General features: G+C 62.1%; 24 protein-coding genes and 3 pseudogenes. 21 read left to right on the top strand and 6 right to left on the bottom strand.

Annotation, left to right across the window (positions count from 1 at the left end):
• Positions 1 to 89: 89 nt before the first annotated feature.
• The 18 genes and pseudogenes from pxpB (at position 90) to ABT23_RS02480 (ending at position 16,161) form a co-directional block, all read left to right on the top strand.
• Complete coding sequence (gene pxpB / locus ABT23_RS02565; RefSeq protein WP_296630677.1) at positions 90 to 740, top strand: 5-oxoprolinase subunit PxpB; 651 nt, start codon at positions 90 to 92, stop codon at positions 738 to 740.
• A complete protein-coding gene (locus ABT23_RS02560; protein WP_296630675.1) occupies positions 722 to 1,648 on the top strand; it encodes a biotin-dependent carboxyltransferase family protein in 927 nt (308 codons plus the stop codon). The genes pxpB and ABT23_RS02560 overlap by 19 nt, the downstream gene beginning before the upstream one ends.
• Positions 1,645 to 2,355: a 5-oxoprolinase subunit PxpA gene (gene pxpA, locus ABT23_RS02555; protein WP_296630672.1), complete on the top strand. Its 711-nt coding sequence runs from the start codon at positions 1,645 to 1,647 to the stop codon at positions 2,353 to 2,355. Before ABT23_RS02560 ends, pxpA begins: the two co-directional genes overlap by 4 nt.
• A 30-nt stretch (positions 2,356 to 2,385) precedes the next feature.
• On the top strand, positions 2,386 to 4,290 hold the full coding sequence (locus tag ABT23_RS02550; protein ID WP_296630669.1) for an ATP-binding cassette domain-containing protein: 1,905 nt from the start codon (positions 2,386 to 2,388) through the stop codon (positions 4,288 to 4,290).
• 90 nt (positions 4,291 to 4,380) lie between these two features.
• The gene (gene mnmG, locus ABT23_RS02545) at positions 4,381 to 6,279 is read left to right on the top strand and encodes a tRNA uridine-5-carboxymethylaminomethyl(34) synthesis enzyme MnmG (protein ID WP_296630665.1); all 1,899 of its coding nucleotides are present in this window, start codon (positions 4,381 to 4,383) and stop codon (positions 6,277 to 6,279) included.
• The gene (rsmG, locus tag ABT23_RS02540; protein ID WP_296630662.1) at positions 6,276 to 6,902 is read left to right on the top strand and encodes a 16S rRNA (guanine(527)-N(7))-methyltransferase RsmG; all 627 of its coding nucleotides are present in this window, start codon (positions 6,276 to 6,278) and stop codon (positions 6,900 to 6,902) included. The genes mnmG and rsmG overlap by 4 nt, the downstream gene beginning before the upstream one ends.
• Positions 6,899 to 7,670: pseudogene (locus ABT23_RS02535) on the top strand (AAA family ATPase). Before rsmG ends, ABT23_RS02535 begins: the two are co-directional and overlap by 4 nt.
• A pseudogene (locus tag ABT23_RS02530) lies at positions 7,670 to 8,514 on the top strand (ParB/RepB/Spo0J family partition protein). Before ABT23_RS02535 ends, ABT23_RS02530 begins: the two co-directional pseudogenes overlap by 1 nt.
• Positions 8,515 to 8,610: 96 nt before the next feature.
• Complete coding sequence (locus tag ABT23_RS02525; protein WP_296630659.1) at positions 8,611 to 8,988, top strand: ATP synthase subunit I; 378 nt, start codon at positions 8,611 to 8,613, stop codon at positions 8,986 to 8,988.
• 86 nt (positions 8,989 to 9,074) lie between these two features.
• A complete protein-coding gene (gene atpB, locus ABT23_RS02520) occupies positions 9,075 to 9,878 on the top strand; it encodes a F0F1 ATP synthase subunit A (RefSeq protein ID WP_296630657.1) in 804 nt (267 codons plus the stop codon).
• A gap of 78 nt (positions 9,879 to 9,956) precedes the next feature.
• A complete protein-coding gene (gene atpE, locus ABT23_RS02515) occupies positions 9,957 to 10,196 on the top strand; it encodes a F0F1 ATP synthase subunit C (RefSeq protein ID WP_018509318.1) in 240 nt (79 codons plus the stop codon).
• A 52-nt stretch (positions 10,197 to 10,248) separates the two neighbouring features.
• Positions 10,249 to 10,719 (top strand): F0F1 ATP synthase subunit B, encoded by a 471-nt coding sequence (locus ABT23_RS02510; protein ID WP_296630655.1) that lies wholly within the window; start codon positions 10,249 to 10,251, stop codon positions 10,717 to 10,719.
• A 3-nt stretch (positions 10,720 to 10,722) separates the two neighbouring features.
• Positions 10,723 to 11,259 carry a F0F1 ATP synthase subunit delta gene (locus ABT23_RS02505; RefSeq protein WP_296630651.1) on the top strand — a complete coding sequence of 179 codons (537 nt, stop codon included), beginning with the start codon at positions 10,723 to 10,725 and terminating at the stop codon, positions 11,257 to 11,259.
• Between the two features lie 45 nt (positions 11,260 to 11,304).
• A pseudogene (atpA, locus tag ABT23_RS02500) lies at positions 11,305 to 12,817 on the top strand (F0F1 ATP synthase subunit alpha).
• A gap of 29 nt (positions 12,818 to 12,846) precedes the next feature.
• The gene (gene atpG, locus ABT23_RS02495) at positions 12,847 to 13,719 is read left to right on the top strand and encodes a F0F1 ATP synthase subunit gamma (RefSeq protein ID WP_296630650.1); all 873 of its coding nucleotides are present in this window, start codon (positions 12,847 to 12,849) and stop codon (positions 13,717 to 13,719) included.
• Between the two features lie 55 nt (positions 13,720 to 13,774).
• Complete coding sequence (gene atpD / locus ABT23_RS02490) at positions 13,775 to 15,154, top strand: F0F1 ATP synthase subunit beta (protein ID WP_296630648.1); 1,380 nt, start codon at positions 13,775 to 13,777, stop codon at positions 15,152 to 15,154.
• Between the two features lie 80 nt (positions 15,155 to 15,234).
• Positions 15,235 to 15,657, top strand: a complete 423-nt coding sequence (locus ABT23_RS02485; protein ID WP_296630647.1) for a F0F1 ATP synthase subunit epsilon — start codon at positions 15,235 to 15,237, stop codon at positions 15,655 to 15,657.
• A 135-nt stretch (positions 15,658 to 15,792) separates the two neighbouring features.
• Entirely contained in the window at positions 15,793 to 16,161 is a 369-nt protein-coding gene (locus ABT23_RS02480; RefSeq protein ID WP_296630646.1) for an Hpt domain-containing protein, read from the top strand.
• A gap of 27 nt (positions 16,162 to 16,188) precedes the next feature.
• Here the strand turns inward: ABT23_RS02480 and ABT23_RS02475 are convergent, their stop codons facing one another.
• On the bottom strand, positions 16,189 to 16,560 hold the full coding sequence (locus ABT23_RS02475) for a response regulator (RefSeq protein WP_296630645.1): 372 nt from the start codon (positions 16,558 to 16,560) through the stop codon (positions 16,189 to 16,191).
• A gap of 294 nt (positions 16,561 to 16,854) precedes the next feature.
• On the opposite strand from ABT23_RS02475, the gene ABT23_RS02470 reads away from it, so the two are divergent.
• The 3 genes from ABT23_RS02470 to glmS all read left to right on the top strand — a co-directional run bounded on the left by ABT23_RS02470 (position 16,855) and on the right by glmS (position 21,136).
• Positions 16,855 to 17,733, top strand: a complete 879-nt coding sequence (locus ABT23_RS02470) for an OmpA family protein (protein ID WP_296630643.1) — start codon at positions 16,855 to 16,857, stop codon at positions 17,731 to 17,733.
• 191 nt (positions 17,734 to 17,924) lie between these two features.
• Entirely contained in the window at positions 17,925 to 19,304 is a 1,380-nt protein-coding gene (gene glmU / locus ABT23_RS02465; RefSeq protein ID WP_296630641.1) for a bifunctional UDP-N-acetylglucosamine diphosphorylase/glucosamine-1-phosphate N-acetyltransferase GlmU, read from the top strand.
• A 2-nt stretch (positions 19,305 to 19,306) separates the two neighbouring features.
• On the top strand, positions 19,307 to 21,136 hold the full coding sequence (gene glmS / locus ABT23_RS02460; protein ID WP_296630639.1) for a glutamine--fructose-6-phosphate transaminase (isomerizing): 1,830 nt from the start codon (positions 19,307 to 19,309) through the stop codon (positions 21,134 to 21,136).
• A gap of 77 nt (positions 21,137 to 21,213) precedes the next feature.
• On the opposite strand, the gene ABT23_RS02455 is transcribed toward glmS, so the two are convergent.
• From ABT23_RS02455 to argS, 5 genes are all read right to left on the bottom strand, one after another.
• Positions 21,214 to 21,846 carry a response regulator transcription factor gene (locus ABT23_RS02455; protein ID WP_296630637.1) on the bottom strand — a complete coding sequence of 211 codons (633 nt, stop codon included), beginning with the start codon at positions 21,844 to 21,846 and terminating at the stop codon, positions 21,214 to 21,216.
• 31 nt (positions 21,847 to 21,877) lie between these two features.
• Positions 21,878 to 22,639 carry an SDR family oxidoreductase gene (locus ABT23_RS02450; RefSeq protein WP_296630635.1) on the bottom strand — a complete coding sequence of 254 codons (762 nt, stop codon included), beginning with the start codon at positions 22,637 to 22,639 and terminating at the stop codon, positions 21,878 to 21,880.
• A 53-nt stretch (positions 22,640 to 22,692) separates the two neighbouring features.
• Positions 22,693 to 23,202: a thiol:disulfide interchange protein DsbA/DsbL gene (locus tag ABT23_RS02445; protein WP_296630773.1), complete on the bottom strand. Its 510-nt coding sequence runs from the start codon at positions 23,200 to 23,202 to the stop codon at positions 22,693 to 22,695.
• 63 nt (positions 23,203 to 23,265) lie between these two features.
• Positions 23,266 to 23,805 (bottom strand): SPOR domain-containing protein, encoded by a 540-nt coding sequence (locus ABT23_RS02440; protein WP_296630633.1) that lies wholly within the window; start codon positions 23,803 to 23,805, stop codon positions 23,266 to 23,268.
• 2 nt (positions 23,806 to 23,807) lie between these two features.
• Complete coding sequence (argS, locus tag ABT23_RS02435; protein ID WP_296630631.1) at positions 23,808 to 25,481, bottom strand: arginine--tRNA ligase; 1,674 nt, start codon at positions 25,479 to 25,481, stop codon at positions 23,808 to 23,810.
• Positions 25,482 to 25,587: the final 106 nt, after the last annotated feature.

Genomic DNA, 25,587 nt, shown 5'->3' with positions numbered 1-25,587 from the left:
CCGGTATTGCCTTTACACTGGCATCTTTCAGCATAGCGCTGCTTACGATCCGTCGCATCATGCGAAACTCCGAAAAGGGACTTCACCCTATGGGAAAGCAGACAACCGGTCAACCTCTCGTCGCCTCAAATGGTTGGCGCTGGGTCGGCGAGCGCGGCCTGAGGGTCGAGACGGGCGCCATGACGCTGGCACGCTACAATCTGTTAATTTCGAAGAATTTAACCGACGTAGAAGACATTATTCCTGCAGATGGAAGCTTGTTGTTGATATTGCGGCGGACTGCGAGGGTGTCGTCAGAGGTGCGGGCGGCGTTGAGTGCGCCCCTGGATGTTGCGCAGACGGCAGTGAAAGGGAAACGGCATGAGATCGTCGTTGACTACGGCGGCGCGGCGGGGCCGGATCTGCCGGCATTGGCCAAGCGCGCGGGCATGAGTGTGGCAGCCTATATCGATTGCCACGCCGCGACGGAATATACGGTGGCGTTTTTGGGATTCCAGCCGGGATTCCCGTATCTGCAGGGGTTGCCGTTCACGCTGCAGGCAGCACGCCGGGCGTCGCCGCGGCAACAGGTCGCAGCGGGCAGCGTGGCGATTGGCGGGCGCTATACCGGTATCTACCCGACAGATGGGCCGGGCGGCTGGCATGTGATCGGGCGAACCGATACCGTGTTGTTCGATCCCCATCGGGCGGTGCCGGCCTTGCTGATGCCGGGCGATCGGGTATGTTTCGTTCCCGCATGATCGAGGTTCTGCGTGCAGGTCTGTGCGACCTGGTGATGGATGTGGGACGCCCGGGCCGGCGGATGCTTGGCGTGCCGGCGGGCGGGGCGGCCGATCCGGCGGCACTGGCGGCGGCTAACCGCCTGGTGGGTAATGACGCGGCGGCGGCTGGGCTGGAGATCGCGTTGTCCGGGCCCCGGCTGCAGTTTCCGCTAGGCGGGGTGGCGGCGCTCACGGGCGCCCGTTTTGCCGCCCGTCGCAGCAGTGGCGCGCCCGTGGCGTGGAATGAGACGCTGGTGTTGGCGGCAGGCGAGGTGTTGAGCTTGGACCGTCCCGAGTCAGGCTGCCGCTGCTGGCTGGCACTGCGCGGCGGGGTGGCGGTCCCGTCGGTGATGGGTAGCCGCAGCACCTTTCTGCCGTCGGGGTTTGGCGGACATGGCGGGCGGGCCCTGCAGGCCGGGGATGTTCTGCACTGCGGTGTGCCGGCGAATGAAATGAAACTGCTGCGTGTCAGTCCCCCGGCCGACGAGGCGGAGGGCGACCTGCGGGTGGTGGCAGGGCCGCAGGCTGGGCAGTTCGATGATGTCGGCTTGGCCGCATTTTTCGGCACGCCATATCGGGTCGATGCGGCATCGGATCGGCGGGGTGTACGCCTGGCCGGGACACCGGTCAGCCATCGCCGGGCGGAGTTGCCGTCGCAGGGCGTCTTGCCCGGCAGCGTACAGGTCCCGCCGGACGGTCAACCGATCATCCTGGGATGGGATGGGCCGGTGACCGGCGGTTATCCGGTGATTGCCGGGGTGATTACGGCGGACGTGCCCCGGCTGGCGCAATTGAAACCCGGCGATGCGGTCCGGTTCGTGACGATCGAGGTCGAGGCGGCGTGTGAACTGGCAGCAGCGCAGTGGACGTTCAAGGAGCTGGCATGATCGAGTTGAATGCAGATATCGGCGAGGGCTGCGATGACGGCGCACTGATGCCGTATCTGTCGCGCGTGTCCATCGCCTGCGGTGGGCACACCGGCGATGCCGTGAGCATGACGGCAGCATTGCGGCTGGCGGTCGAGCATGGCGTAGCGGTAGGCGCACACCCGAGCTATCCGGACCGCATCGGATTTGGCCGCCGCGCGTTGGCCGCTTCCGCGGAAGATATTGCGGCTTGGGTTACGCAGCAGACGGAAGCGCTGGCCGAACAGGCCGCACGGTTGGGCTTGCGGTTGGTGCATGTGAAGCCGCATGGTGCGCTCTACAATGTGGCGGCTCAGGACCGCAATGTGGCCCAGGCCATTGTGCAGGCGGTCACGGCATTCGACCCCGGTCTGACACTGGTCGGGTTGGCAGAGTCGCAATTGGTCGCTGCCGGTCGGGCGGCTGGACTGATGGTATTGAATGAAGCGTTTGCCGATCGCCGCTACCAATCCAATGGCCGGCTTGTTTCACGTGAAACCGAAGGCGCATTGGTGACCGATCCCGACGGCGCGGCACAGCAGGCGCGCGCACTTGCTCAGGGTGGAGAAGTTACCGCGCTGGATGGCACGCCCCTCCGGATTCGGGCCGAAACCCTCTGCCTGCACAGTGACACTCCCCATGCATTAAATATTGCGCGAGCCGTCCATGCGGCCCTCAATCGCGGATAATTCCGCGCTCGTTGTTTCATCGTCCATACCATGCCCCTCCTTACGCTTGACCGACTTGAACTGGCCTATGGCCACTGGCCGCTGCTCGATGGCACTTCGCTGGTGGTCGAGGCGGGCGAGCGTATCGGCCTGATCGGCCGCAACGGCACGGGCAAATCCAGTCTGCTGAAGATCATTGCCGGCGAGAGCCTGGCGGATGCGGGCGAGGTGTGGCGCGTGCCCGGCTTGAAGCTGGCCTATGTGCCCCAGGAGCCGCAGTTCCAGGCCGGCCACAGTGTGTTCGAGGCGGTGGCGGAAGGCGTCGGCGCGGCACAGACCCTGCTGGCCGAATACCATGCCGTGGCGCATGCCATGGCGGAAGGCGATGAGACGGTCTATGCCGATTTCGAGCGGTTGTCGCATGCGCTGGAAGTGGCGGACGCCTGGCGGCTCAACAGCCGGGTGGAAGAAACGCTGCAACGTTTGGGCCTCAATGCCGACGCGGCAGTGGAAACGCTGTCTGGGGGACTGAAAAAGCGGGTGGCGCTGGCGCGCGCGCTGGTGACCGAGCCCGAACTGCTGCTGCTGGACGAGCCGACCAACCATCTGGATTTCTCCGCCATCGAATGGCTGGAGACCCTGCTCAACGATTATCGCGGCGCGCTGCTTTTCATCACCCATGACCGACGTTTCCTGGACAACGTCGCCAATCGCATCGTCGAGCTCGATCGCGGTCAGTTGCGCGAATACCAGGGCAACTTCAGCGCCTATCAGCTCAAGAAGGCCGAGCAGCTGGAGGTCGAGGCGGTTCATAATCGAAAATTCGACAAGTTCTGGAAACAGGAGGAAGCCTGGATCCGCAAGGGGGTCGAGGCGCGCCGCACCCGCAACGAAGGCCGGGTGCGCCGGCTGGAGGCGCTGCGGCGCACCCGCGAGGCGCGCATCGCCCATGCGGGGCAGGTGGGGTTCCAGATCGACGCCGGCGATCGCTCCGGCAAGGTGGTGGCCGAGCTCGATCACGTCAGCTACGGTTACGACAGCCGTGTGTTGATCCGCGATTTCTCCGCTACCATCCTGCGCGGGGACAAGCTCGGCCTCCTGGGCCCCAACGGCGTCGGCAAGACCACGCTGATCCGGCTGATCCTGGGCGAGTTGAAGCCGCAATCGGGCTGGATCAAACAGGGGACCAAGCTCGAGGTCGCGTATTTCGACCAGTTCCGCAACCAGTTGAACGACGAGGCGACGCTGATCGACACGATTTCGCCCGGCTCCGACTACGTTGAAATCGGCGGCCAGAAAAAACACGTCATCAGCTATCTGGAGGATTTTTTGTTTCCTGCCGAGCGCGCCCGTGCCAAGGTGTCGGCGCTGTCCGGGGGCGAGCGCAACCGGCTGTTGCTGGCACGCCTGTTCGCCCGCCCCGCCAACCTGCTGGTGCTGGACGAGCCGACCAATGATCTCGACATCGATACCCTGGAGCTGCTGGAACAACTGCTGCAGGACTATGGCGGCACCGTCATCATCGTTTCGCATGACCGTGCGTTCCTGGACAACGTTGTCACCCAGTCGATCGCGTTCGAAGGCGAAGGTCGGCTGACCGAGATCGTCGGCGGCTATGCCGACTGGCGCGCCTGGCAGCAGCGGCAGCGGGCCACAGCCGAGGCACCGCGCGGGGCCGCCCCCAAGGCGGCTGTCCAGACTGCGCCGGCCAAGCCCGCATCCAAAAGTAAACTCACTTTCAAAGAGACACGGGAGCTCGAAGCGTTGCCGGCACAGATCGAGGAGCTCGAGATCGAGCAGGCACAGATCGCCGAGCGGCTGGCGGATCCGCTGTTGTATCAATCGAGCCCACAGGATGCGGTGGCGCTGCAGGCGCGCTCGGAAGCGATCGAAGCCGAACTGCTCGAAGCGCTGACACGCTGGGAAATGCTGGAGGCGAAAGCGTCCGCGGGCTGACATGGAGTGAGTGGTGGAGGAGCGTAGCCATTTTCGCATTGCCTGTTTCACGTGAAACGGAGCCCGGCAACGGGTAGAATGGCGGCCATCATGAAATTCCCCGAATCCTTCGATGTCATCGTCGTCGGCGGTGGCCATGCTGGCACCGAGGCCGCGTTGGCGGCCGCTCGCATGGGCGTCAAGACGCTGCTGCTGACGCACAATATCGAGACCCTGGGCGCCATGTCGTGCAATCCGTCCATCGGCGGCATCGGCAAGGGGCATCTGGTCAAGGAAGTCGATGCGCTTGGCGGCGCAATGGCCTTGGCCACCGACGAGGCAGGGATCCAGTTCCGCACGCTCAATTCGTCCAAGGGTCCGGCGGTACGCGCCACCCGTGCCCAGGCCGACCGCGTGTTGTACAAGGCGGCGATCCGGACACGGCTTGAGAATCAACCCAATCTCACGCTGTTCCAGCAGGCGGTCAACGATCTGGTGCTCGATGGAGACCGCGTCGTTGGCGTGAAAACCCAACTCGGTATCGTGTTCAGTGGCCGCGCGGTGGTGCTGACCACTGGCACGTTCCTGGCCGGCCTGGTCCATGTCGGCCTGGAAAATTTTCAAGCAGGGCGCATGGGCGATCCACCTGCGGTGTCACTTGCCGCACGACTGCGCGAACTGAATCTGCCCGTAGGACGGCTGAAAACAGGCACCCCGCCGCGCATCGATGGCCGTACCATCGATTACAGCCAGACCCAGGTGCAGCCGGGCGACGATCCGGCGCCCGTGTTTTCCTTCATGGGGCGTGCGGCGATGCATCCCGAACAGCGTCCTTGCTGGATTACCCATACCACTGCGGAAACGCACGAGATCATCCGCGGCGGACTCGACCGCTCGCCGATGTACACCGGCGTCATCGAAGGGGTGGGGCCGCGCTACTGCCCGTCGATCGAGGACAAGATCACCCGCTTTGCCGACAAGGCCAGCCACCAGATTTTCCTCGAGCCCGAGGGACTGACCACACACGAGATCTATCCCAACGGCATCTCGACCTCCTTGCCGTTCGACGTTCAGCTTGCCATCGTGCGCTCGATCCCTGGACTGGAACAGGCGCACATCCTGCGCCCCGGCTACGCCATCGAGTACGACTACTACGATCCGCGCAACCTCAAGGCCTCGCTGGAGACCAAGTCGATCGCCGGGCTTTTCTTCGCCGGCCAGATCAACGGCACCACGGGTTACGAGGAGGCCGCCGCTCAGGGTCTGCTCGCGGGAATCAACGCGGGATTGCGGGTGCAGGAGAAGGCGGCCTGGAGCCCGGGTCGCCACGAGGCCTATCTCGGTGTGCTGGTCGACGACCTCATCACCCGTGGCGTGTCGGAGCCTTATCGCATGTTCACCAGTCGCGCCGAATACCGGCTGCAGCTGCGTGAGGACAATGCAGACATGCGGCTGACTGAAGTCGGGCGCGACCTTGGCGTGGTGGATGATGTCCGCTGGGATGCGTTCAATCGGAAAAGGGATGCGGTTTCACGTGAAACCGCACGCCTGAAATCGATCTGGGTCCATCCGGCCATTCTGCCTGCCGAGGCTGCCACCCGCCTGATTGGTCAGCCGATCGAGCACGAATACAGCTTGTTCGAACTGCTGCGCCGGCCTAATCTGAGTTACACGCAGGTGGTGGCCCTGCCGGGCGGCGGCGCAGGGGAGGTTGACGCGCATGTCGCCGAACAGGTCGAAATCGCCGCCAAATACCAGGGCTACATCGATCGCCAGAATGAGGAAGTCGACAAGCAGCGTGAACAGGAAAACCTGCGCCTGCCCGCGGATCTCGATTACAGCCTACTGACCGGTCTGTCGATGGAGGTTCGCCAGCGTCTGCAGAAAGCGCGTCCCGAAACGCTGGGCCAGGCGTCCCGCTTGCAGGGCATTACCCCGGCAGCGATCTCGGTGCTGCTGGTGTATGCCAAGCGCGGCTTCAAGCCCGACGAGCAGAAGAAAAGCGCATGACCCTCCAGGCGCAACTCGCGGCGGGAATCGCCGCCCTCGGGCTGGCATTGCCCGCGGATGCCGAGGCGAAGCTGCTGGCCTATCTTGCGCTGCTGGACAAATGGAACCGCGTATACAACCTGACCGCGGTGCGCGATACCGAGCGCATGGTCAGCCATCATTTGCTCGATTCTCTGGCAGCCGTCCCTTTTTTCCCGGGCGGGCGCGTGCTAGACGTGGGTAGCGGCGGCGGTTTGCCGGGCATTCCGCTGGCGATCGCGCGGCCGGATTTGCAGGTGACGCTGATCGACAGCATTGCCAAGAAGACCGCTTTCCTCCTGCAGGCCAAAACGGAACTTGGTCTGGATAATCTGAGCGTGGTGACGAATCGGGTGGAGGATTATCGGCCCGAAACGGGATTCGACCTCATTACCTCGCGAGCATTTTCCGATCTCAAGGAATTCGTCGCCTTGACTCGCCACCTACTCAAGCCGGCAGGCCGCTGGCTCGCCATGAAGGGCTTATATCCGCACGAAGAGCTTGCTTTATTGCCGGCTGGCGTGAAAGTAAGCGCTGACCATGTATTGACCGTCCCGGGTCTGGATGCGACCCGCCACTTGATTGTTCTGGAGCCTGTTGAATGAGCCGAATCCTGGCAATTGCCAATCAAAAAGGCGGCGTCGGCAAGACGACGACAGCGGTGAATCTGGCCGCGAGCTTGGCTGAACTCGGACAGCGCGTGCTGCTGGCCGACCTCGATCCGCAGGGCAACGCGACCATGGGGGCGGGTATCGAAAAGCGCACGGCACTGCCGACCGTCTATCAGATCCTGCTCAATCAGGTGAGCGTGCGCGAGGCGCGGATGCGCTCGACGCCGGGGCATTTTGACGTCATTCCGGCGAACCGCGAACTTGCCGGCGCGGAAATTGATCTGGTAAATCTGGAACAGCGCGACCTCCGGCTGAAAGTCGCGCTGGCACAAGTGGCCGACGACTACGATTTCATCCTGATGGACTGCCCGCCAACCTTGAATCTGCTGACCGTCAATGCATTTGCTTCCGCGCAATCGGTGCTGATCCCGATGCAGTGCGAGTACTACGCCCTGGAAGGACTGACTGATCTGGTGGCCACCATCAAGAAGGTCAAGCAGCGCTTGAATCCTTCGATCGAGATCGAAGGGTTGCGATCCGCGCAGCACGCTGGCGCAGCAGGTGTCGGACCAGATCAAGCAGCATTTCGGCAACAAGGTGTACGACACCGTGATTCCGCGCAACGTGCGACTTGCAGAGGCACCCAGCCACGGCCTGCCCGTGCTGGCCTACGACCGTCAGTGCAAGGGGGCCAAGGCGTATATGGAGCTCGCAGAAGAAACGTTGCGGCGTGCAGGTATAACAGTGGGGGAGACAGCATAATGGCCAAACTCAAGGGACTCGGGCGCGGGCTCGATGCGTTGCTCGGCGGGGAAGACAATGCCGCGCCGCCGCAAGGCGATCTGCGCATGATGAAGGTCGGGCAACTGGTGCCCGGCAAGTATCAGCCGCGTACCCAGATGGACAGCGAGTCGCTGCAGGAACTCGCCGATTCCATCCGCGCGCAGGGTCTGATGCAGCCGATCCTGGTACGTGAAGTCGCCAGCGGCTATGAGATCATTGCCGGCGAACGGCGCTGGCGTGCAGCGCAACTTTGAACGAAATCCCGGTGCTGGTGCGCGAAGTTGCCGACGATGCGGTAGCGGCAATGGCGCTGATCGAGAACATCCAGCGCGAAGACCTCAATGCCATTGACGAAGCGCATGGCCTGCAGCGCCTGATCCACGAATTCGGCATGACCCACGATGCGGCCGCACAGGCGGTCGGGAAATCGCGGGCGGCTGTGTCCAACCTGTTGCGTCTGCTGAACCTGTCGCACCCGGTGCAGGATATGCTCACCGCCGGGTTGATCGAGATGGGCCATGCGCGCGCGCTGCTGCCCTTGCATGCAGGCGCACAGCGCGAGTTGGCGCACGAAATCGAAACCAAAGGCCTGTCGGTGCGCGAGGTCGAGCGCCGGGTGGCGCGCTTGAAGGATGTCGCCGCCGCGCCGGCTAGTCAGGCTGTTTCGCGCGACACGCTTCGCCTGGAAGAAGCGTTGTCAGATGCCCTGGGAATGACCGCCCATGTGCGAACCAACAGCAAAGGCAGTGGCAAACTCACACTCCACTTCGCCAGCGCGGAAGAATTGCAGGGTCTGCTGCAACGTCTGGGAATCCAGTTGTAGCGGGCTCGCCAGCAACATCACTACGTACTGAAATTCATCATCAAGCAGCCTGATGATTGCATAGACCGCACTAATTCTAGTATCATAATTGGCTAAATGTTCAACGGCATCACAACCGGCACCCGACGGGTGGTTCGGGCGCAGTCGGTGCTCGTGTTCGTGGCCGCGCTAAGCGGTACTGCAATTGCAGGTATGGATGCGGGGCTGGCGGCTGCGTATGGCGTGCTCGTCGCGCTGGCCGTGAGCGCGGTGCTGGTCTGGCGTGAGCAGCAGTCGATGGCTCACCCGGAATGGGATCAGCATCGATTGTTGAAGATGTTTGTTCGCGTCAGCGTCGAGCGCCTGATCCTGCTGGTTGCCTTGTTGAGCCTGGGGCTCGGCGTGTTGAAGCTGGACCCGCTGCCCTTGCTGCTTGGCTTGGTGCTGGCCCAGTTTGCCTGGTTGGCTACTGCGGCAGGCCGAAGCGGCAAATAGCCGAAGGGCGAAGTTTTGCCAAGGTTGGTTTTGAATGGGAACGCCCCGCGTGTTCATCCAAAACCCACTTATTGAAATAGATCACTATGGCTACGGAATCCCATTCCTCCGGTGAATACATCAAGCACCACCTGCAAAACCTGACTTACGGACAACTTCCTGACGGCACCTGGGGCTTCGCCCATGGCGCCGCAGAGGCCAAGTCCATGGGCTTCTGGGCGATCAACGTCGACAGCATGCTCTTCTCGATTGGCCTGGGGTTGCTCTTCCTGCTTCTGTTCCGCATGGCAGCCAAAAAGGCAACGACCGGCACCCCGTCCGGTCTGCAAAATTTCGTCGAATGGATCATCGAGTTCATTGATGGTTCCGTGCGCGGCTCCTTCTCCCACCAGAATGCGATGGTCGCGCCGCTGGCCCTCACTGTGTTCATGTGGGTGTTCCTGATGAACCTGATGGACCTGTTCCCGGTCGATTGGTTTCCCTATGCTGCGACGCTGTCGGGCGTGCCGCACCTGAAGATCGTGCCGTCGACCGATCCCAACGTGACCTTCGGCCTGTCACTGTCGATTTTCTTCCTGGTGCTGTACTACAGCGTCAAGATGAAAGGCGCCGGCGGCTTCTTCTCCGAACTGGCCTTCCAGCCTTTCCCCAAATTCCTGTTTCCGGTCAATCTCTTGCTTGAGGGCGTCGGCCTGATCGCCAAGCCGATTTCGCTGGCACTGCGTCTCTTCGGCAACATGTACGCCGGTGAAATGATCTTCATCCTGTTTGGCGGCGCATTGCAATGGGCGTGGGCGGTGTTCCACATCCTCATCATCACGCTGCAGGCCTTCATCTTCATGACGCTGACCATCGTGTATCTGGACATGGCGCACGCCGAGCACCACTAAGCGATCCCCTGATTTCAGTCAAATTTAATTTTCTGGTTTCTTGTTTTCAACTTTAATTTTTACTTCTAGGAGCAACAAATGGAAATGACTCAAGCCGTACTGTACATCGCTGGCGCCCTGATGATGGGCCTGGGCGCGCTCGGTGCAGCCGTCGGTATCGGCATCCTCGGTGGCCGCTTCCTCGAGGGCGCAGCCCGTCAGCCCGAGCTGATCCCGATGCTGCGTACCCAGTTCTTCATCGTCATGGGTCTGGTCGACGCCGTGCCGATGATCGCCGTCGGTCTGGCCATGTACGTTCTGTTCGCCGTTGCCGGTTAATTCGCGGGTTGCTACGGAACTTGTCTAACCCCCGTCATTAAAAGGTGCGGATATGAACTTCAACGCAACTTTGATCGGCCAGTCCATCACGTTCATCTTCTTCGTGTGGTTCTGCATGAAGTTCGTGTGGCCGCCGATCATGAATGCGCTCGAAACGCGTAAAAAGCAGATCGCCGATGGCTTGGCTGCTGCGGATCGCGGCAAGCATGAACTCGAACTGGCTGCCAAGAAGGCCGGCGACAACATGCGGGACGCCAAGGCACAGGCTGCCGAAGTGATCGCCCAGGCTGAAAAGCGTGCGGCGCAGATCATCGAAGAAGCAAAAGTGGCCGCCAAGGAAGAAGGCGATCGTCAACTGGCTGCTGCCCAGGCCAATATTGCACAGGAAACCAACCGTGCGCGCGAAAGCCTGCGCGAGCAGGTGGCCGGGCTGGCTGTGGCTGGCGCGGAGAAAATCCTGCGCCGCGAGGTCAATGCGCAAACCCACGCTGACCTGCTGGGCCAGCTGAAAGCCGAGCTGTAAACCATGAGCGAACTGTCTACCCTGGCTCGCCCCTACGCCGAAGCGGTATTCCGTATGGCGCAGGGCGAAAATGACCTGGCAGGCTGGTCGAGCCGTGTCGCTACGCTGGCGGCCATCGTTTCCGACGCCCAGGTGGCACGCCTGATCACCGATCCGGCCGTTTCGGCCGAGCGGGTGGCCGGCCTCGTCATCGACGTCGCCGGTGGCGGCCTCGGCGAACGCGGAGCCAACTTCGTCAAGGTGCTGGCCGAGAACGACCGCTTGTCGCTGCTGCCGGAAGTTTGCACGCAATTCGAGACGCTGAAGGCCAACGCCGAAGGCACCCTCGAGGCCACCATCACCAGCGCGCAGGAGCTGACGCAGGCGCAGGTCGACGATCTGGTCGCAGGACTCAAGGCCAAATTCAACCGCTCAGTGAACGTGCAGGTTGCGGTCGATCCCGAACTGATCGGCGGCGCGGTGATCGCCATCGGCGACCAGGTGATAGACGGCTCGGTCAAGGGACGGCTGCAGCGCATGGCTTTCGCGCTGCAAGGCTAATCACGAACTCAAAATTATCGGAACCTCACGGTTCGGAGAACAGACATGCAATTGAATCCAAGCGAAATCAGCGAACTGATTAAAGCCAAGATCGAAAACCTCGGTGCGTCGAGCGAATTGCGCACTCAGGGCACGATCGTGTCCGTCACCGACGGCATCGTCCGCATTCATGGTTTGTCCGACGTGATGTCGGGTGAAATGATCGAGATGCCGGGCAACACCTTCGGCGTGGCGCTCAACCTCGAGCGCGACTCGGTCGGCGCGGTGATCCTGGGCGATTACGAACACATCACGGAAGGCGACGTTGCCAAGTGCACCGGCCGCATTCTCGAAGTGCCGGTGGGCCGCGGCCTGCTCGGCCGTGTGGTGAACTCGCTGGGCCAGCCCATTGACGGCAAGGGCCCCATCGCCGCCGACACCACCATGCCGATCGAGCGCATTGCGCCCGGCGTGATCGAGCGTAAATCGGTTGACCAGCCGGTGCAGACCGGCCTCAAGTCGATCGACGCCATGGTGCCCGTCGGCCGCGGCCAGCGCGAATTGATCATCGGCGACCGCCAGACCGGCAAGACCGCCGTCGCGATCGACGCCATCATCAACCAGAAGGGCACCGGCGTGAAGTGCATCTACGTCGCCGTCGGCCAGAAGGCGTCGTCGGTGGCCAACGTGGTGCGCAAGCTGGAAGAGCACGGCGCGATGGACCACACCATCGTCGTGGCCGCGACCGCTTCCGATGCGGCGGCCATGCAGTACATTGCGCCGTATTCCGGCTGCACCATGGGCGAGTACTTCCGCGACATCGGCGACCAAGCAGGCCTGGGCCTACCGTCAGGTCTCGCTGCTGCTGCGCCGTCCGCCGGGCCGCGAAGCCTACCCGGGCGACGTGTTCTACCTGCACTCGCGTCTGCTGGAACGTGCCGCGCGTGTCAACGCCGACTACGTCGAAAAGCTCACCAAGGGTGCTGTCAAGGGCAAGACCGGCTCGCTGACTGCACTACCGATCATCGAAACGCAGGCCGGCGACGTGTCCGCCTTCGTGCCGACCAACGTGATCTCGATTACCGACGGCCAGATCTTCCTGGAGACCGACCTCTTCAACGCCGGCATCCGTCCCGCGATCAACGCCGGTCTGTCCGTGTCCCGCGTCGGCGGCGCCGCGCAGACCAAGGTGATCAAGAAGCTCGGCGGCGGTGTCCGTCTGGCGCTGGCGCAGTACCGCGAACTCGCGGCCTTCGCGCAGTTTGCCTCGGACCTCGACGAGGCGACCCGCAAGCAGCTCGAGCGCGGCCGGCGCGTGACTGAACTGATGAAGCAGGCGCAGTACTCGCCGATGTCGGTGTCGCAGATGGCGCTGACCCTGTTCGCCGTCAACAAGGGTTACATGGACGACGTCGAAGTCACCAAGATCCTGCCGTTCGAATCCGCGCTGATGGCGTTTATGAAGTCCAAGTACGCCAGCATCATGGACACCATCGAGACCAGCGGTAACCTGGATGACGCGACCGAGAAGGCGCTGACCGCAGCGGTCGACGAGTTCAAGAAAACCGGCGTCTATTGATAGGCCGCGCTGATTAGTTAGGAGCCACGATGGCAGCCGGAAAAGAGATACGGACCAAGATCAAGAGCGTGGAAAACACGCGCAAGATCACCAAGGCCATGGAAATGGTCGCGGCGTCCAAGATGCGCAAGGCGCAGGAGCGCATGAAGGCCGCGCGCCCGTACGCCGAGAAGATCGCCCGCGTGGCGACCCACCTGGCGTATGCCCACACGGAATACAAGCACCCCTTCGTGATTGCGCGTGAAAACGTCAAGCGCGTCGGCCTGATTGTGGTTTCGTCCGACAAGGGTCTGTGCGGAGGCCTCAACACCAACGCCTTCCGCATGATGATCAACCAGATGAAGCAGTGGGAAGCTGCCGGTGTCGGCATCGATGTCACCGCGATCGGCAACAAGGGGCTGGGTTTTGTCCAGCGCCTGGGCACCAACGTGGTGTCGCAGCTGACCGGCATCGGCGATACGCCGCACATGGACAAGCTGATCGGCCCGGTCAAGATCATGCTGGACGCGTATCTGGAAGGTCGCATCGACGCGCTGTATATCGTCTACAACCGCTTCATCAACACGATGAAGCAGGAGCCGACGCTGACCCAGCTGCTGCCGCTGGCGCAGATGGAAGACGCCGAGGAAGCCAGCCTGAAGACGCACTGGGACTACATCTACGAGCCCGATGCCAAGCCGGTGGTGGACGGCATGCTGATGCGCTACATCGAATCGCTGGTATACCAGGGCGTGGCCGAGAACATCGCGTGCGAACAGTCGGCGCGGATGGTGGCGATGAAGGCCGCCTCCGACAACGCCAAGAACGTGATCGGCGAGTTGAAACTGGTCTACAACAAGACCCGTCAGGCCGCGATTACCAAGGAACTGTCCGAGATCGTCGCCGGTGCAGCCGCGGTTTAAGGCCCAACAGAATTTAATTGATTAGGCCAAGATTTAATTTAAATAGGAAGGCAACATGAGCAACGGAAAAATTGTTCAGATCATTGGCGCCGTGGTGGACGTGGAGTTTTCGCGTGATGCCATGCCCAAGGTCTTCGAAGCGCTGAAAATGCAGGCCCCCGAGCTGACGTTCGAGGTCCAGCAGCAGCTGGGCGACGGCGTGGTGCGCACCATTGCGATGGGCTCCACCGACGGCCTGCGCCGCGGCATGGAAGTGCTTGCCACCGGCAACCCCATCATGGTGCCGGTCGGCCAGAAGACGCTGGGCCGCATCATGAACGTGCTGGGCGACCCGGTCGACGAAGCCGGCCCGATCGGCGCGGAGAGCACCATGCCGATCCACCGCAAGGCCCCGGCTTATGCCGACCAGGCCGCCGCGGTCGAGATTCTCGAAACCGGCATCAAGGTCATCGACCTGATCATGCCGATCGCCAAGGGCGGCAAAGTCGGCCTGTTCGGCGGCGCCGGCGTGGGCAAGACCGTGACGCTGATGGAACTGATCCGCAACATCGCCGTGCAGCACAGCGGCTTCTCGGTGTTCGCCGGCGTTGGCGAGCGTACCCGCGAAGGCAACGACTTCTACCACGAGATGAAGGAAGGCGGCGTGCTGGACAAGGTGGCGCTGGTCTACGGCCAGATGAATGAGCCGCCGGGCAACCGTCTGCGCGTCGCGCTGACCGGCCTGACCATGGCCGAATACTTCCGCGACGAGGGCCGCGACGTGCTGCTGTTCGTCGACAACATCTACCGCTACACCCTGGCCGGTACCGAAGTGTCCGCGCTGCTGGGCCGGATGCCGTCCGCCGTGGGCTACCAGCCGACGCTGGCCGACGAAATGGGCCGCCTGCAGGAGCGCATCACCTCGACGCGCACCGGCTCGATCACCTCGTTCCAGGCCGTGTACGTGCCGGCGGATGACTTGACCGACCCGTCGCCGGCCACCACCTTCGCCCACTTGGATGCGACCCTGGTGTTGTCGCGTCAGGTGGCCGAACTGGGCATCTACCCCGCGGTGGACCCGCTCGATTCGACCTCGCGGATCCTTGATCCGCAGGTCGTTGGTGATGAGCACTACGGCGTCGCCCGTGCGGTGCAGGGCACTCTGCAGAAGTACAAGGAACTGCGCGACATCATCGCGATTCTGGGCATGGACGAACTGTCGCCGGAAGACAAGCTGGCCGTGTCCCGTGCACGTAAAATCCAGCGCTTCCTGTCGCAGCCCTTCTTCGTCGCCGAAGTGTTCACCGGCGCGCCCGGTAAGTACGTCACGCTGAAAGAGACCATTGCCGGTTTCAAGGCGATCGTCGAAGGCGAATATGACCATCTGCCCGAACAGGCGTTCTACATGGTCGGTGCGATCGAAGAAGCCGTCGAAAAGGCGAAGACGATTCAGTAATGGGGGAGCGGTAAGCGGTCAGCGGTGAGCCGGGTGCTTGCCGCTCACTGCTCACTGTTCACCGCTCACGAGGTTTCAAAATGGCCATGACTATCCACGTCGACATCGTCAGCGCAGAAAAATCGCTCTACTCCGGTACCGCCGAAGTGGTGATTGCCCCCGGGCAGCGCGGCGAACTCGGCATTTACCCGCGGCACACCCCGCTGCTGACCACACTCAAACCCGGTGCGGTGCGCATCAAGGTGCCGAATCAGGCCGAGGAAGAGCTGGTCTACGTGTCAGGCGGCATTCTCGAAGTGCAGCCCCACGTCGTCACTATTCTGTCTGACTCCGCCATCCGTGGCGCCGACCTCGACGAAGCGAAAGCGCTGGAAGCAAAGCGCGCCGCCGAAGAGGCGATGAAAGACAAGGCCGCCACGATGGACTACGCGCAAGCACAGGCCGAACTGGCGCAGGCCGTGGCCCAGTTGGCCGCGATCAAGAAGCTGCGCAAACTGACTTGATTCGTCGGTGTTTTTGACGTAAAAAAGGCAACCTCCGGGTTGCCCTTTTTGTTGGCAAGAACCTACTGCTCTGCCATTTATGAACCAGCGAAGGGTCAACCGTTAATCCACTCTGGAGTTACGCGCTGACGCGTCATGGCACATCCCGTACTTGATCCCAGGCTTGGCGTTGAGTGCACCTATGGTGATCCGGTCACGTGGCGCGAAGCGCTGGATCTGCTGTACGGCCTGTTGCCGGAATATGCCGACAATCTCCGTGCAGCCCTGAAAACCGGAGATATCGCACGCATGCACCGCGTGGCACATGGCCTGTCTGGTGCATCCAGCTATTGTGGAACCGTAGCCGTGTATGCCTCAGCCAAGCAGCTGGAGGCATTATGCCTGCATGAAAATGCCAGCGCTCTCCGGGAGCCGGTGAACGCGGTACTTCACCATATCGACCGTCTGATGCATTTGAGGCAATCGGGGCACCTGCCGGCTGCGGATGGCGACCCTATCTATTGAATAAATCGGTGGCACCCCGAAAGGGGCTTAATGGCAGCAACGCGTAATGGCTTCCATCACCCGTGCCGCGCTGAACGGCTTGACGATAAAGCCGTCGACGCCATGGGCATGTGCTTTTTGTACATTGCCTACGGTCGAGTCCGAACTGATCATGATGACGGCAAGGCCCGGTATGGCATGTCGGACGTGCTGCAGTGTCTCAAAGCCATCCATCTCCTGCATATTGATGTCCAGAAAAAGGATGTCGGGAATCTCGGCGGCACACTTTTGCAACGCTTCCTTGCCATTGCACGCTTCGCCGACGACTTCAACATTGTGCTGGCGCAATAGCGTGCGCAGAAGATGACGGGTCACGCTGTCGTCATCAGCAATGATGGCTTTGATCGCCCGTATCATCATGGAGTCTTTTTACGGTACACAACGCAAAATTTTAACGGTTTCTTTTGACTATATTTTTATGGGCTGGCAGGTGGCCCATGTGCGGAGCCGGCAATCCCTCAGGCAATCCCTCAGGCTATGTAAAGCACGGGACGTTGTTCATTGGCGCAATCCGTACCCAGGATTTGGTCGCCTACGCGGATGAGCGACAGGGGGCCTGCATTGACGGAGTGTCCCCATGATAAAGTAGGGTGACTGGCCGACAACAAAAGTCAGCGAATGCGCTAGATTGGTAATGTGCACACAGGATAGGGCATGACAATCGTCCGATCCAGTGATGTGCTTCCAGGGGAATACGAAAATCACGAGCATTTTCGTTTCTGTGTTTTTTACATCATCAAAGGAATATCAAATATGCGAACAACCCGTCTACTTCTCTGTGCCAGCGCGGCTACGCTGATGTCTGCCGGTGCGATTACGGCCCAAGCAGGCCAAGGCGTTTACTACGATCCCAGCAATGCGGCGAGTTCGACCGGGAAAACGATCGGCTACGAGCTCTACAGGACCATTGGTTGTCCGGGCAAGCAACTTCTGGATCAGCCCTGCGCCGTGCCCAAGGAGGTCGATAGCGACGGCGACGGTGTAGTCGACAGCAAGGACAAATGTCCCGATACGCCGGCCGGCCGCAAGGTCAACGCCGATGGATGCGAACTGGACAGTGATGGCGACGGGATTGTGGATGGCGATGACAAATGCCCCACGGTTTATGCCAAAACGGACGATGGCTGCCCGGCGGTGGTGGCCGCGCCTGTTGCGCCTGCTGCCCCGGCCGCGCCTGTTGCCGCCCCAGCTCCCAAAAAGCTGGTATTGAACGATGTCAATTTCAATTACGACAAAGCCACCCTGCGGCCGGAAGCGCACGCCACCCTGGATGAAGCGGTAGCCAGTCTGAAGGAATGGGGCGACGGTAAAGTGGAAGTTGCGGGCCACACCGACAATCGGGGAACCGCGGCTTACAACATGCGCCTCTCGCTCCGCCGCGCAGAAGCGGTACGCGATTACCTGGTCAGCAAGGGGATTGCGGCAGATCGCCTGGTGGTCAAGGCTTACGGCGAATCCCAGCCGGTCGCCGACAACAAGACGGAGGACGGCCGCTTCAAGAACCGCCGAGTCGAATTGCAGCCGCTCAATTGAGTTTGGTTGCGGAAACGTGAGCCGGCGTACGGGGCGTCGCCCCGTATCGCCGGGAGGCGATCCCACGCGCGAAAATAGAAAAGGCAACCTTCGGGTTGCCTTTTCATTTTGGCGGCCCCGTCCAGGCTTTATACTTGGCGCGCGATTTGCTCTCATTCTGCTGATGCGATTCACACACCCGGACGACCCGAATGCATTCCAAGCTTGAAATCCTGATACTCGCGGCGGGCAAGGGCACCCGGATGCGGTCCGACCAGCCCAAGGTGCTGCACAAGCTGGCGGGCAAACCCCTGCTGGGCCATGTCGTCGATACGGCCCATGCATTGGGTGCAGCTCAAACCTGCGTTGTCTACGGCTTTGGCGGCGAGGCCGTGCCGCAGGCGATGGCTGACGACAAACTGACGTTTGTGCTACAGGCCGAACAGCACGGCACGGGCCACGCCGTGAAGCAGGCGTTGCCACAACTGTCCGACGACAGTGTGACACTGGTGTTGTATGGTGACGTGCCGTTGACGCATACGCGTACCTTGCGACCGCTCGTGAGCGCGGCCCAGGCAGGCAAACTGGGGCTCCTTACTGTCAAGCTGGCGCAGCCCGACGGCTATGGGCGCATCGTGCGGGATGCCGACGGCCGGGTACGACGCATCGTCGAACACAAGGACGCGACCCCTGCCGAGCGGGCGATCCATGAGGTCAACACCGGCATCCTTGCAGTGGCGACCCGTCATCTCAGGCAGTGGATCGATGAACTGAAGAACGACAACGCACAAGGTGAGTACTACCTTACCGACATCATCGCGCTGGCGGTGCGCGATGGCCTGACAGTGGAAACCCACCATCCCGCATATGAATGGGAAGTGCTCGGCGTCAACAGCAAGGCCCAGTTGGCCGAACTCGAACGCATCCACCAAGGCGAGATCGCGCAGGGACTGCTCGACGCCGGCGTTACCTTGATGGATCCTGCCCGGCTTGACGTGCGCGGCATGCTGGCATGCGGGCGCGACGTCGTGATCGACGTCAATTGCGTATTCGAAGGCCTTGTGGAATTGGGCGACGGCGTGCAAGTGGGCGCCAACTGCGTGCTGCGGAACGTGAAGATTGCCGCGGCCACCCGCATCGACGCGTTCACTCTGATCGACGATGCCGTCATCGGCGAGGCCAATCGGCTGGGGCCGTTCTCGCGCATTCGCCCGGGTACCTCCCTGGCGCGCGACGTCCACGTCGGCAACTTCGTCGAGATCAAGAACAGCCAGATCGACGACGGCACCAAGATCAACCACCTGTCCTACGTCGGCGATACCACCATGGGCAAGCGGGTCAACATCGGCGCGGGCACCATTACCTGCAATTACGATGGTGCCAACAAGCACCGCACGGTCATTGAGGACGATGTTTTCGTGGGGTCCGACACGCAACTGGTGGCGCCCGTCACTGTCGGCCAGGGCGCGACGCTGGGCGCGGGTACGACGCTGACACGCGATGCCCCAGCCGGCGAGTTGACGTTATCGCGGGCGAAGCAGCTTACCGTCAATGGCTGGAAACGGCCGGTCAAACAGAAAAAGGAAGGCTAGGTATGTGCGGCATAGTCGGCGCGGTAGCGCAGCGTAATGTTGTCCCCATTCTGCTCGAGGGCCTGCGGCGGCTGGAATACCGTGGTTACGATTCGGCTGGCCTTGTCACCATCAATGGCGGCCTCAAGCGGGTGCGTAGCGTCGGTCGCGTTGCCGGCCTGGCCGAAGCGTGCGCCGCGCAGCAGGTGCACGGCAACCTTGGCATTGCACACACCCGCTGGGCCACGCACGGCGCACCGTCGGAGGCCAATGCGCATCCGCACGTCAGCGGCCGCCTCGCGGTGGTGCACAACGGCATTATCGAAAACCACGAAGCCCTGCGTGAACGCCTGAAGGCGGATGGCTTTGTCTTCACGTCGGAAACCGATACCGAGGTCATTGCGCATCTGATCGATCTTCACTTCCGCCAGACGAAGGATCTGCTCGCGGCCACCCGTGCTGCCGTGGCTGAACTCGAAGGTGCCTACGCCATCGGTGTGGTGAGCGAGGACGCGCCCAATCGCCTGGTGTGCGCACGCAAGGGCAGCCCTTTGCTGGTGGGCCTGGGCATCGAGGAAAACTTCATTGCCTCCGACGTGTCGGCCTTGCTGCCGGTGACCCAGCGGGTGATGTACCTGGAAGAAGGCGATGTCGCCGACATCGGCCTGTTGTCGGTAACGGTGTACGACGCGGCGGGCAACCAGGTCGACCGCAGCGTGCACGTCTCCGAGCTGACGTCCGACATGGCCGAACTCGGCAATTACCGCCACTTCATGCAGAAGGAAATCCACGAGCAGCCGCGTGCGCTCACCGATACCCTGCTGACTGCAGTGGCACAGGATCGCGTCCAGCCCGAATGGTTCGGCTTCGACGCTGCCGACGTGTTGGGCCAGGTGAAGGCGGTGACCTTCCTTGCTTGCGGCACCAGCTACCATGCCGCGAAAGTGGCTACTTACTGGCTGGAGGAGATTGCCGGCATCCCGGCCTATGCGGAAATCGCCAGCGAATACCGCTATCGCACCAGCGTGCCGAACCCTGACGCGCTGATCGTCACCATCTCGCAATCGGGTGAAACAGCCGACACACTGGCGGCGTTGAACCACGCCATTGCGCTTGGCCAGAACAAGACGTTGACCATCTGCAACGTGGCGGAATCGGCACTGACGCGCACGTCGCGGCTCAAGTTCCTGACGCGCGCCGGGCCGGAGATCGGCGTGGCCTCGACCAAGGCCTTCACCACCCAACTGGCGGGCCTGTTCCTGCTGACGCTGGTACTCGCCAAGCTACGCGGCCGGTTGACGCCTGAGCAGGAGGCTGCCCACCTTGCCGCGTTGCGCAGCCTGCCGAACAAGATGCAACAGGTACTGGCGCTGGAGCCGCAAGTCGAAGCCTGGTCGCAGCGCTTCGCCAACAAGCACCACGCGCTCTTCCTCGGCCGCGGCGTGCACTACCCGATCGCGCTCGAAGGCGCGCTGAAACTGAAGGAGATTTCCTATATCCACGCCGAAGCCTATCCGGCGGGCGAGCTCAAGCATGGTCCGCTGGCACTGGTCGACGAAGACATGCCGGTGATCACCATCGCGCCCAACGACCAGCTGATCGAGAAACTGAAATCGAACATGCAGGAAGTGCGGGCGCGCGGCGGCGAATTGTATGTGTTCGCCGACGGCGATGTGCATATCGAGGAATCGGCCTTCGTCCACGTCATCCGACTCCCGGGCGGCAGCAACGGCGTGTTGTCGCCGATCCTGCATACCGTACCGCTGCAGTTGTTGTCGTATCATGCCGCCCTGCAAAAAGGCACTGACGTCGACAAGCCGCGCAATCTGGCAAAAAGCGTCACAGTGGAATAATTCGGTTCGGCAGACACAAAAAAAGCGCGGCCCCGGCGGCCGCGTTTTCATTCGTGGAAAATGGCTTGTTGTGCCGCCTAGTGCCGCTTGCGATCTTCCTTCAGCGCCAGGGTAGCGACCTGGACGCGATTGCGCAGGCCGAGCTTTTCCATGATGTTGCGCAGGTGGTTGCGCACGGTGTTTTCCGACAGGGTCATCTTGTAGGCGATGGCCTTGTTGGAGAGCCCTTCCTTCACGTGGTCGACGATTTCCATTTCCCGCGCGGTCAGCGCCGACAGGGCATTGTTGTTGAGTTCGCCGCGCGCCATCTTCTGCATGATGTTGAGGGGAAAGCTGCTTTGACCGTCGCACACGCTGCGGATGGCGGCCAGGACCTGGTCGGGATCGCTGGATTTGACAACGTAGCCGTCGACGCCGGAAGAAATGGCTTCGGAGATCTCCTCGTCGGAGTCGGCAATGGTCAGCATGATGACCTTGATGCCCAGGTCGCGTAGATCGGAGACCAGGTCGAGGCCATCGGCATCGGGGAGGGAGCGGTCGAGCAGTGCCGCATCGGCCCGGTTGCCAGCTTCGATCCAGGCACGCAGTTCGGCGGCGTTGGCCAGTTGCGCGGTGAGGCGCAGATCCGGTTCCTGCTCGATATAGCCCGCCACACCCATGCGCAGGAGCGGATGATCGTCGATGAGGATGATGTTCAGGGGGGCAGGCATTGCTTCTCCGATACGTTTTATGCGATGCACATTATGTTGGCAGATTGCGCGGCTTGCGTGGCGCTTTTTCGAAAACTGCATCATAGACCGGAATGGGAAGCCATTTCAGCATCCGCGCCACCCAGGCCATCTGCCAGGGAATCACCGTGAAACGGCGACGGTGGGCGATGCAGCGGGCTACTTTGGCGGCAGCAGTCTGTGCCGTCATCCGGAAAGGCATGGCATAGGGATTGACCCGCGTCATGGGCGTGTCGATATAGCCTGGCGCCACCGTGACCACGACAATGTCCCGTGCTTTCAATTCGAGCCGCAGGGCTTCGAGATAGACCGTGGCCGCCGCCTTCGACGCCGAATAGGCGCTGCCGCCCGGCAGCCCGCGTATCCCGGCCACGCTAGAAATGCCGCACAGCACGCCGCCCGGCTGCAGGGCGCCGATGAACGGCTGAAAAGTGTGGACCAGCCCCAGCACGTTGGCGTCCATCACCGCGCGGAACACCGGCGCATCTTCGGCGAATTCGGTGAGTGTGCCGACGCTGATCCCGGCCGCAGCAATGACGATGTCGGGTGCGCCGACATCGCTCAAAAATGCCGTGGCAGCCTGCTGCATGGCTGCCGCGTCGCGCACATCGGCCTGATAGAGGTGTGCATTCAACCCGGTGGCGGTGTTCTGCAAGCCATCCAGGCGGCGTCCGGCCAGCCCCAGTTGCGCGCCTGCTGTGCCATAGTGTCGCGCCAACGCAGCACCGAGGCCGGAACTGGCCCCGGTGATGAAGACCCTGAGGGGTTTATTCAAAACCCGCAAGGGCCTATTCGCTACCTTGAGTGGGGCGGGGGGAGGCAACAGGCTTACTTCGCGGGTTTCTTGCCGCCGCGCTCATCGCGTGCCTTGACGATCAGCTGGTCGAGAACCTCGAACAGGCGGGGTTCGCTGCCGGTCATCGACTCCGAAGTGGTGTATTTGCCGTCGATGATAAAGGCCGGCACGCCCATGACGCCGTAGGTGGTGGCAAGCCGTGCGCCTTGCATGGCCTTGGACTGGGTGGAGAAGGAGTTGTAGATGCTCTCGAATTTCTTGCGGTCCACGCCCTGCTTCGCGATCCAGCTGCCCAGCACGGCCGGGTCGTTGAGGTTGAGGTTGTCCACGTGGTAGGCGTCGAATACCTTGTCGTGCAGGCGGCTCAACAGATCCATTTGCTGCAGGGTGTAATAGATCTTGGCGCCGGGCATCCAGTCGTCGCGGAACACGGCCGGGACGCGGCGAATCTGAGCGTCCTTGGGCAGTTTCTTCAACCACGCATTGAGACCGGGTTCAAGCGCGTTGCAATGCGGGCAGCGGTACCAGAAGAACTCCAGCACCTCCAGCAATGGCGGACAAGGACAATACGGCGGCGGCAAAAAAAGCCAAAGTGCGGGCAAACATCAAGGCGTCTCCTGTTGAGTGGGAACTTCTTTGACCAGCGTGACCGGGATATTGTTCTGCGCGAGCAGGCTGCGGGTACGGTTTGCTTCGTCAGCGGTGTGGAACGGGCCGATGCGTACGCGGTGCAGCACGCCCTTGTTGGCGACCTCGCTGGTCTGTATGACCGCCTCGACACCCAGCAAGGCCAGCTGGGCTTTCAGGTTGTCGGCTTCGTCGGCCCGCTGGAACGCGCCTGCTTGCAGATAAAGCCGGGGCGCGGTGTCGGCAGGGGTCGGGGTGGCGGGCAATGCGCTCGACGTGTTGTCGGGCAGAACCTTGTAGAAATCGAAGCTGGGTGCGGTGTCCGGTGCGGGGGATGCGGGCGCAACGGGCTTGGTGGGCGCGTTTGCGTGTTTGCCGAGTTTGAACGGGTTGACGCCGGTCGCCCACAGCGCTACGCCCACGGCGAGGATTGCGCCGATGATGAGGCCGATTAGTACGCCGGTGAAAATGGAGTTGCCACCTGAGCGGCCGGACTTGCGGGAAGCGGGTTTTGCCATGACTACATTTTCTCCGGGGCGGATACGCCGAGCAAGGCCAGGCCGTTGACGATTGCAATGCGCGTGGCATCAGCCAGAGTCAGTCGGGCAAGTTTCGTCGATGCATCGTCGACCAGGAATTTTTCGGCGTTGTACCAGGAATGGAAATCGCCCGCCAGCATCTGCAGGTAATGCACCAGCAGGTGCGGCGCCAGTTCGCGTGCGGCGGTGGCGATCGTTTCCGGATATTCGGCCAGACGCTGCAAAAGGGCCAGTTCATGCTGGGCGGTCAGCGGCGCGAGGTCGGCGCCGTCGAGCGCGTCGGACATGCCACCCCATTCCTCGAACACCCGGCAGATGCGTGCGTGCGCATACTGTACGTAGTACACCGGGTTGTCGTTGTTCTTGGCGAGTGCGAGGTCGACGTCGAAGATGTATTCGGTGTCGGGCTTGCGCGAGAGCAGGAAGAAGCGCACCGCGTCCTTGCTGGTCCACTCGATGAGATCGCGCAACGTGACATAGCTGCCGGCGCGCTTGGAGATCTTCACCTCCTCGCCGCCGCGCATCACGCGCACCATGGTGTGCAGTAGGTAATCCGGATACCCCTTGGCGATCCCCACGTCCGCTGCTTGCAGGCCGGCTCGTACGCGGGCGATGGTGCCGTGGTGGTCGGAGCCCTGGATGTTGATGGCGCGGTCGTAGCCGCGCTCCCACTTGGCGATGTGGTAGGCGACATCCGGCACGAAGTAGGTGTAGGTGCCGTCGGACTTCTTCATCACGCGGTCCTTGTCGTCGCCGTAGTCGGTGGTGCGCAGCCACAGCGCGCCGTCCTGCTCGTAGGTCTTGCCGGCGTCAATGAGCTTCTGCACCGTCGCCTTGACGCGGCCGTCGGTGTAGAGACTCGATTCCAGGTAATAGTTGTCGAAGCGTACCGCGAAGGCCTTGAGGTCGAGGTCCTGCTCGTGGCGCAGGTAGGCGACGGCGAACTGGCGGATCGAGTCAAGGTCGTCGACGTCGCCCGACGCAGTGAATTCGCGGTCGTCCGACTTCACGGTCTTCATGGCGAGGAAATCAGCCGCGATGTCGGCGATGTAGTCGCCGTTGTAGGCGGCTTCGGGCCACGCGGCGTCGCCCGGCTTCAGGCCCCTGGCGCGCGCCTGCACGCTGTTGGCGAGCGTCGCGATCTGCACGCCGGCGTCGTTGTAGTAAAACTCGCGGTAGACGCCCCAGCCCTGTGCGGCGTAGAGATTGCAGATCGCGTCGCCGAGCGCGGCCTGACGGCCGTGGCCGACGTGCAGCGGGCCGGTCGGGTTGGCTGACACGAACTCGACCAGGACCTTGTGTCCCTTGCCGGTTTCTGCGCAGCCGAATTGCATGCCGGCCGAACGGATCTGCGGCACGATCCCGTGCCAGGCGGCCGGCGTGAGGTGGAAGTTGATGAAGCCGGCGCCGGCGATCTCGGTTTTGGCGACCAAGGGCGATTTCGGCAGCTCGGTGAGGATCCGCTGGGCCAGTTCGCGCGGATTCTTCTTCAGCGGCCGCGCCAGCTGCATCGCGGCATTGCTGGAAAAGTCGCCGTGGGTGGGGTTCTTCGGGCGTTCGATCTCGAGGCTGACCGGCGTGTCGGGCGCCACCGTTTCGAGGGCTTCGCCGATCAGCAGGGCGATCTGGTCTTTAAGCGGATGGGTGTTGGACATGGTTACATTGAAGATGGGGTCGGGCAAGCATCTTCAGTGTTCAAAATGGGTAGCACGCGATTATATGCGCCACGTGCGAGGCGGCCAAACGCCAGACGACGAGTGA

This window comes from Thiobacillus sp. SCN 63-57, assembly GCF_001725555.1.
GTDB lineage: Bacteria > Pseudomonadota > Gammaproteobacteria > Burkholderiales > Thiobacillaceae > Thiobacillus.
Note: the sequence above shows the minus strand (reverse complement) of the source record. Positions and strands in the feature narration are given on the sequence as shown.

Excerpts from the sequence above, each read along its gene's own strand:
- pxpB (WP_296630677.1), top strand. The coding sequence starts at position 90 with ATGGGAAAGCAGACAACCGGTCAACCTCTCGTCGCCTCAAATGGTTGG.
- ABT23_RS02560 (WP_296630675.1), top strand. The coding sequence starts at position 722 with ATGTTTCGTTCCCGCATGATCGAGGTTCTGCGTGCAGGTCTGTGCGAC.
- pxpA (WP_296630672.1), top strand. The coding sequence starts at position 1,645 with ATGATCGAGTTGAATGCAGATATCGGCGAGGGCTGCGATGACGGCGCA.
- ABT23_RS02550 (WP_296630669.1), top strand. The coding sequence starts at position 2,386 with ATGCCCCTCCTTACGCTTGACCGACTTGAACTGGCCTATGGCCACTGG.
- mnmG (WP_296630665.1), top strand. The coding sequence starts at position 4,381 with ATGAAATTCCCCGAATCCTTCGATGTCATCGTCGTCGGCGGTGGCCAT.
- rsmG (WP_296630662.1), top strand. The coding sequence starts at position 6,276 with ATGACCCTCCAGGCGCAACTCGCGGCGGGAATCGCCGCCCTCGGGCTG.
- ABT23_RS02525 (WP_296630659.1), top strand. The coding sequence starts at position 8,611 with ATGTTCAACGGCATCACAACCGGCACCCGACGGGTGGTTCGGGCGCAG.
- atpB (WP_296630657.1), top strand. The coding sequence starts at position 9,075 with ATGGCTACGGAATCCCATTCCTCCGGTGAATACATCAAGCACCACCTG.
- atpE (WP_018509318.1), top strand. The coding sequence starts at position 9,957 with ATGGAAATGACTCAAGCCGTACTGTACATCGCTGGCGCCCTGATGATG.
- ABT23_RS02510 (WP_296630655.1), top strand. The coding sequence starts at position 10,249 with ATGAACTTCAACGCAACTTTGATCGGCCAGTCCATCACGTTCATCTTC.
- ABT23_RS02505 (WP_296630651.1), top strand. The coding sequence starts at position 10,723 with ATGAGCGAACTGTCTACCCTGGCTCGCCCCTACGCCGAAGCGGTATTC.
- atpG (WP_296630650.1), top strand. The coding sequence starts at position 12,847 with ATGGCAGCCGGAAAAGAGATACGGACCAAGATCAAGAGCGTGGAAAAC.
- atpD (WP_296630648.1), top strand. The coding sequence starts at position 13,775 with ATGAGCAACGGAAAAATTGTTCAGATCATTGGCGCCGTGGTGGACGTG.
- ABT23_RS02485 (WP_296630647.1), top strand. The coding sequence starts at position 15,235 with ATGGCCATGACTATCCACGTCGACATCGTCAGCGCAGAAAAATCGCTC.
- ABT23_RS02480 (WP_296630646.1), top strand. The coding sequence starts at position 15,793 with ATGGCACATCCCGTACTTGATCCCAGGCTTGGCGTTGAGTGCACCTAT.
- ABT23_RS02475 (WP_296630645.1), bottom strand. The coding sequence starts at position 16,560 with ATGATGATACGGGCGATCAAAGCCATCATTGCTGATGACGACAGCGTG.
- ABT23_RS02470 (WP_296630643.1), top strand. The coding sequence starts at position 16,855 with ATGACAATCGTCCGATCCAGTGATGTGCTTCCAGGGGAATACGAAAAT.
- glmU (WP_296630641.1), top strand. The coding sequence starts at position 17,925 with ATGCATTCCAAGCTTGAAATCCTGATACTCGCGGCGGGCAAGGGCACC.
- glmS (WP_296630639.1), top strand. The coding sequence starts at position 19,307 with ATGTGCGGCATAGTCGGCGCGGTAGCGCAGCGTAATGTTGTCCCCATT.
- ABT23_RS02455 (WP_296630637.1), bottom strand. The coding sequence starts at position 21,846 with ATGCCTGCCCCCCTGAACATCATCCTCATCGACGATCATCCGCTCCTG.
- ABT23_RS02440 (WP_296630633.1), bottom strand. The coding sequence starts at position 23,805 with ATGGCAAAACCCGCTTCCCGCAAGTCCGGCCGCTCAGGTGGCAACTCC.
- argS (WP_296630631.1), bottom strand. The coding sequence starts at position 25,481 with ATGTCCAACACCCATCCGCTTAAAGACCAGATCGCCCTGCTGATCGGC.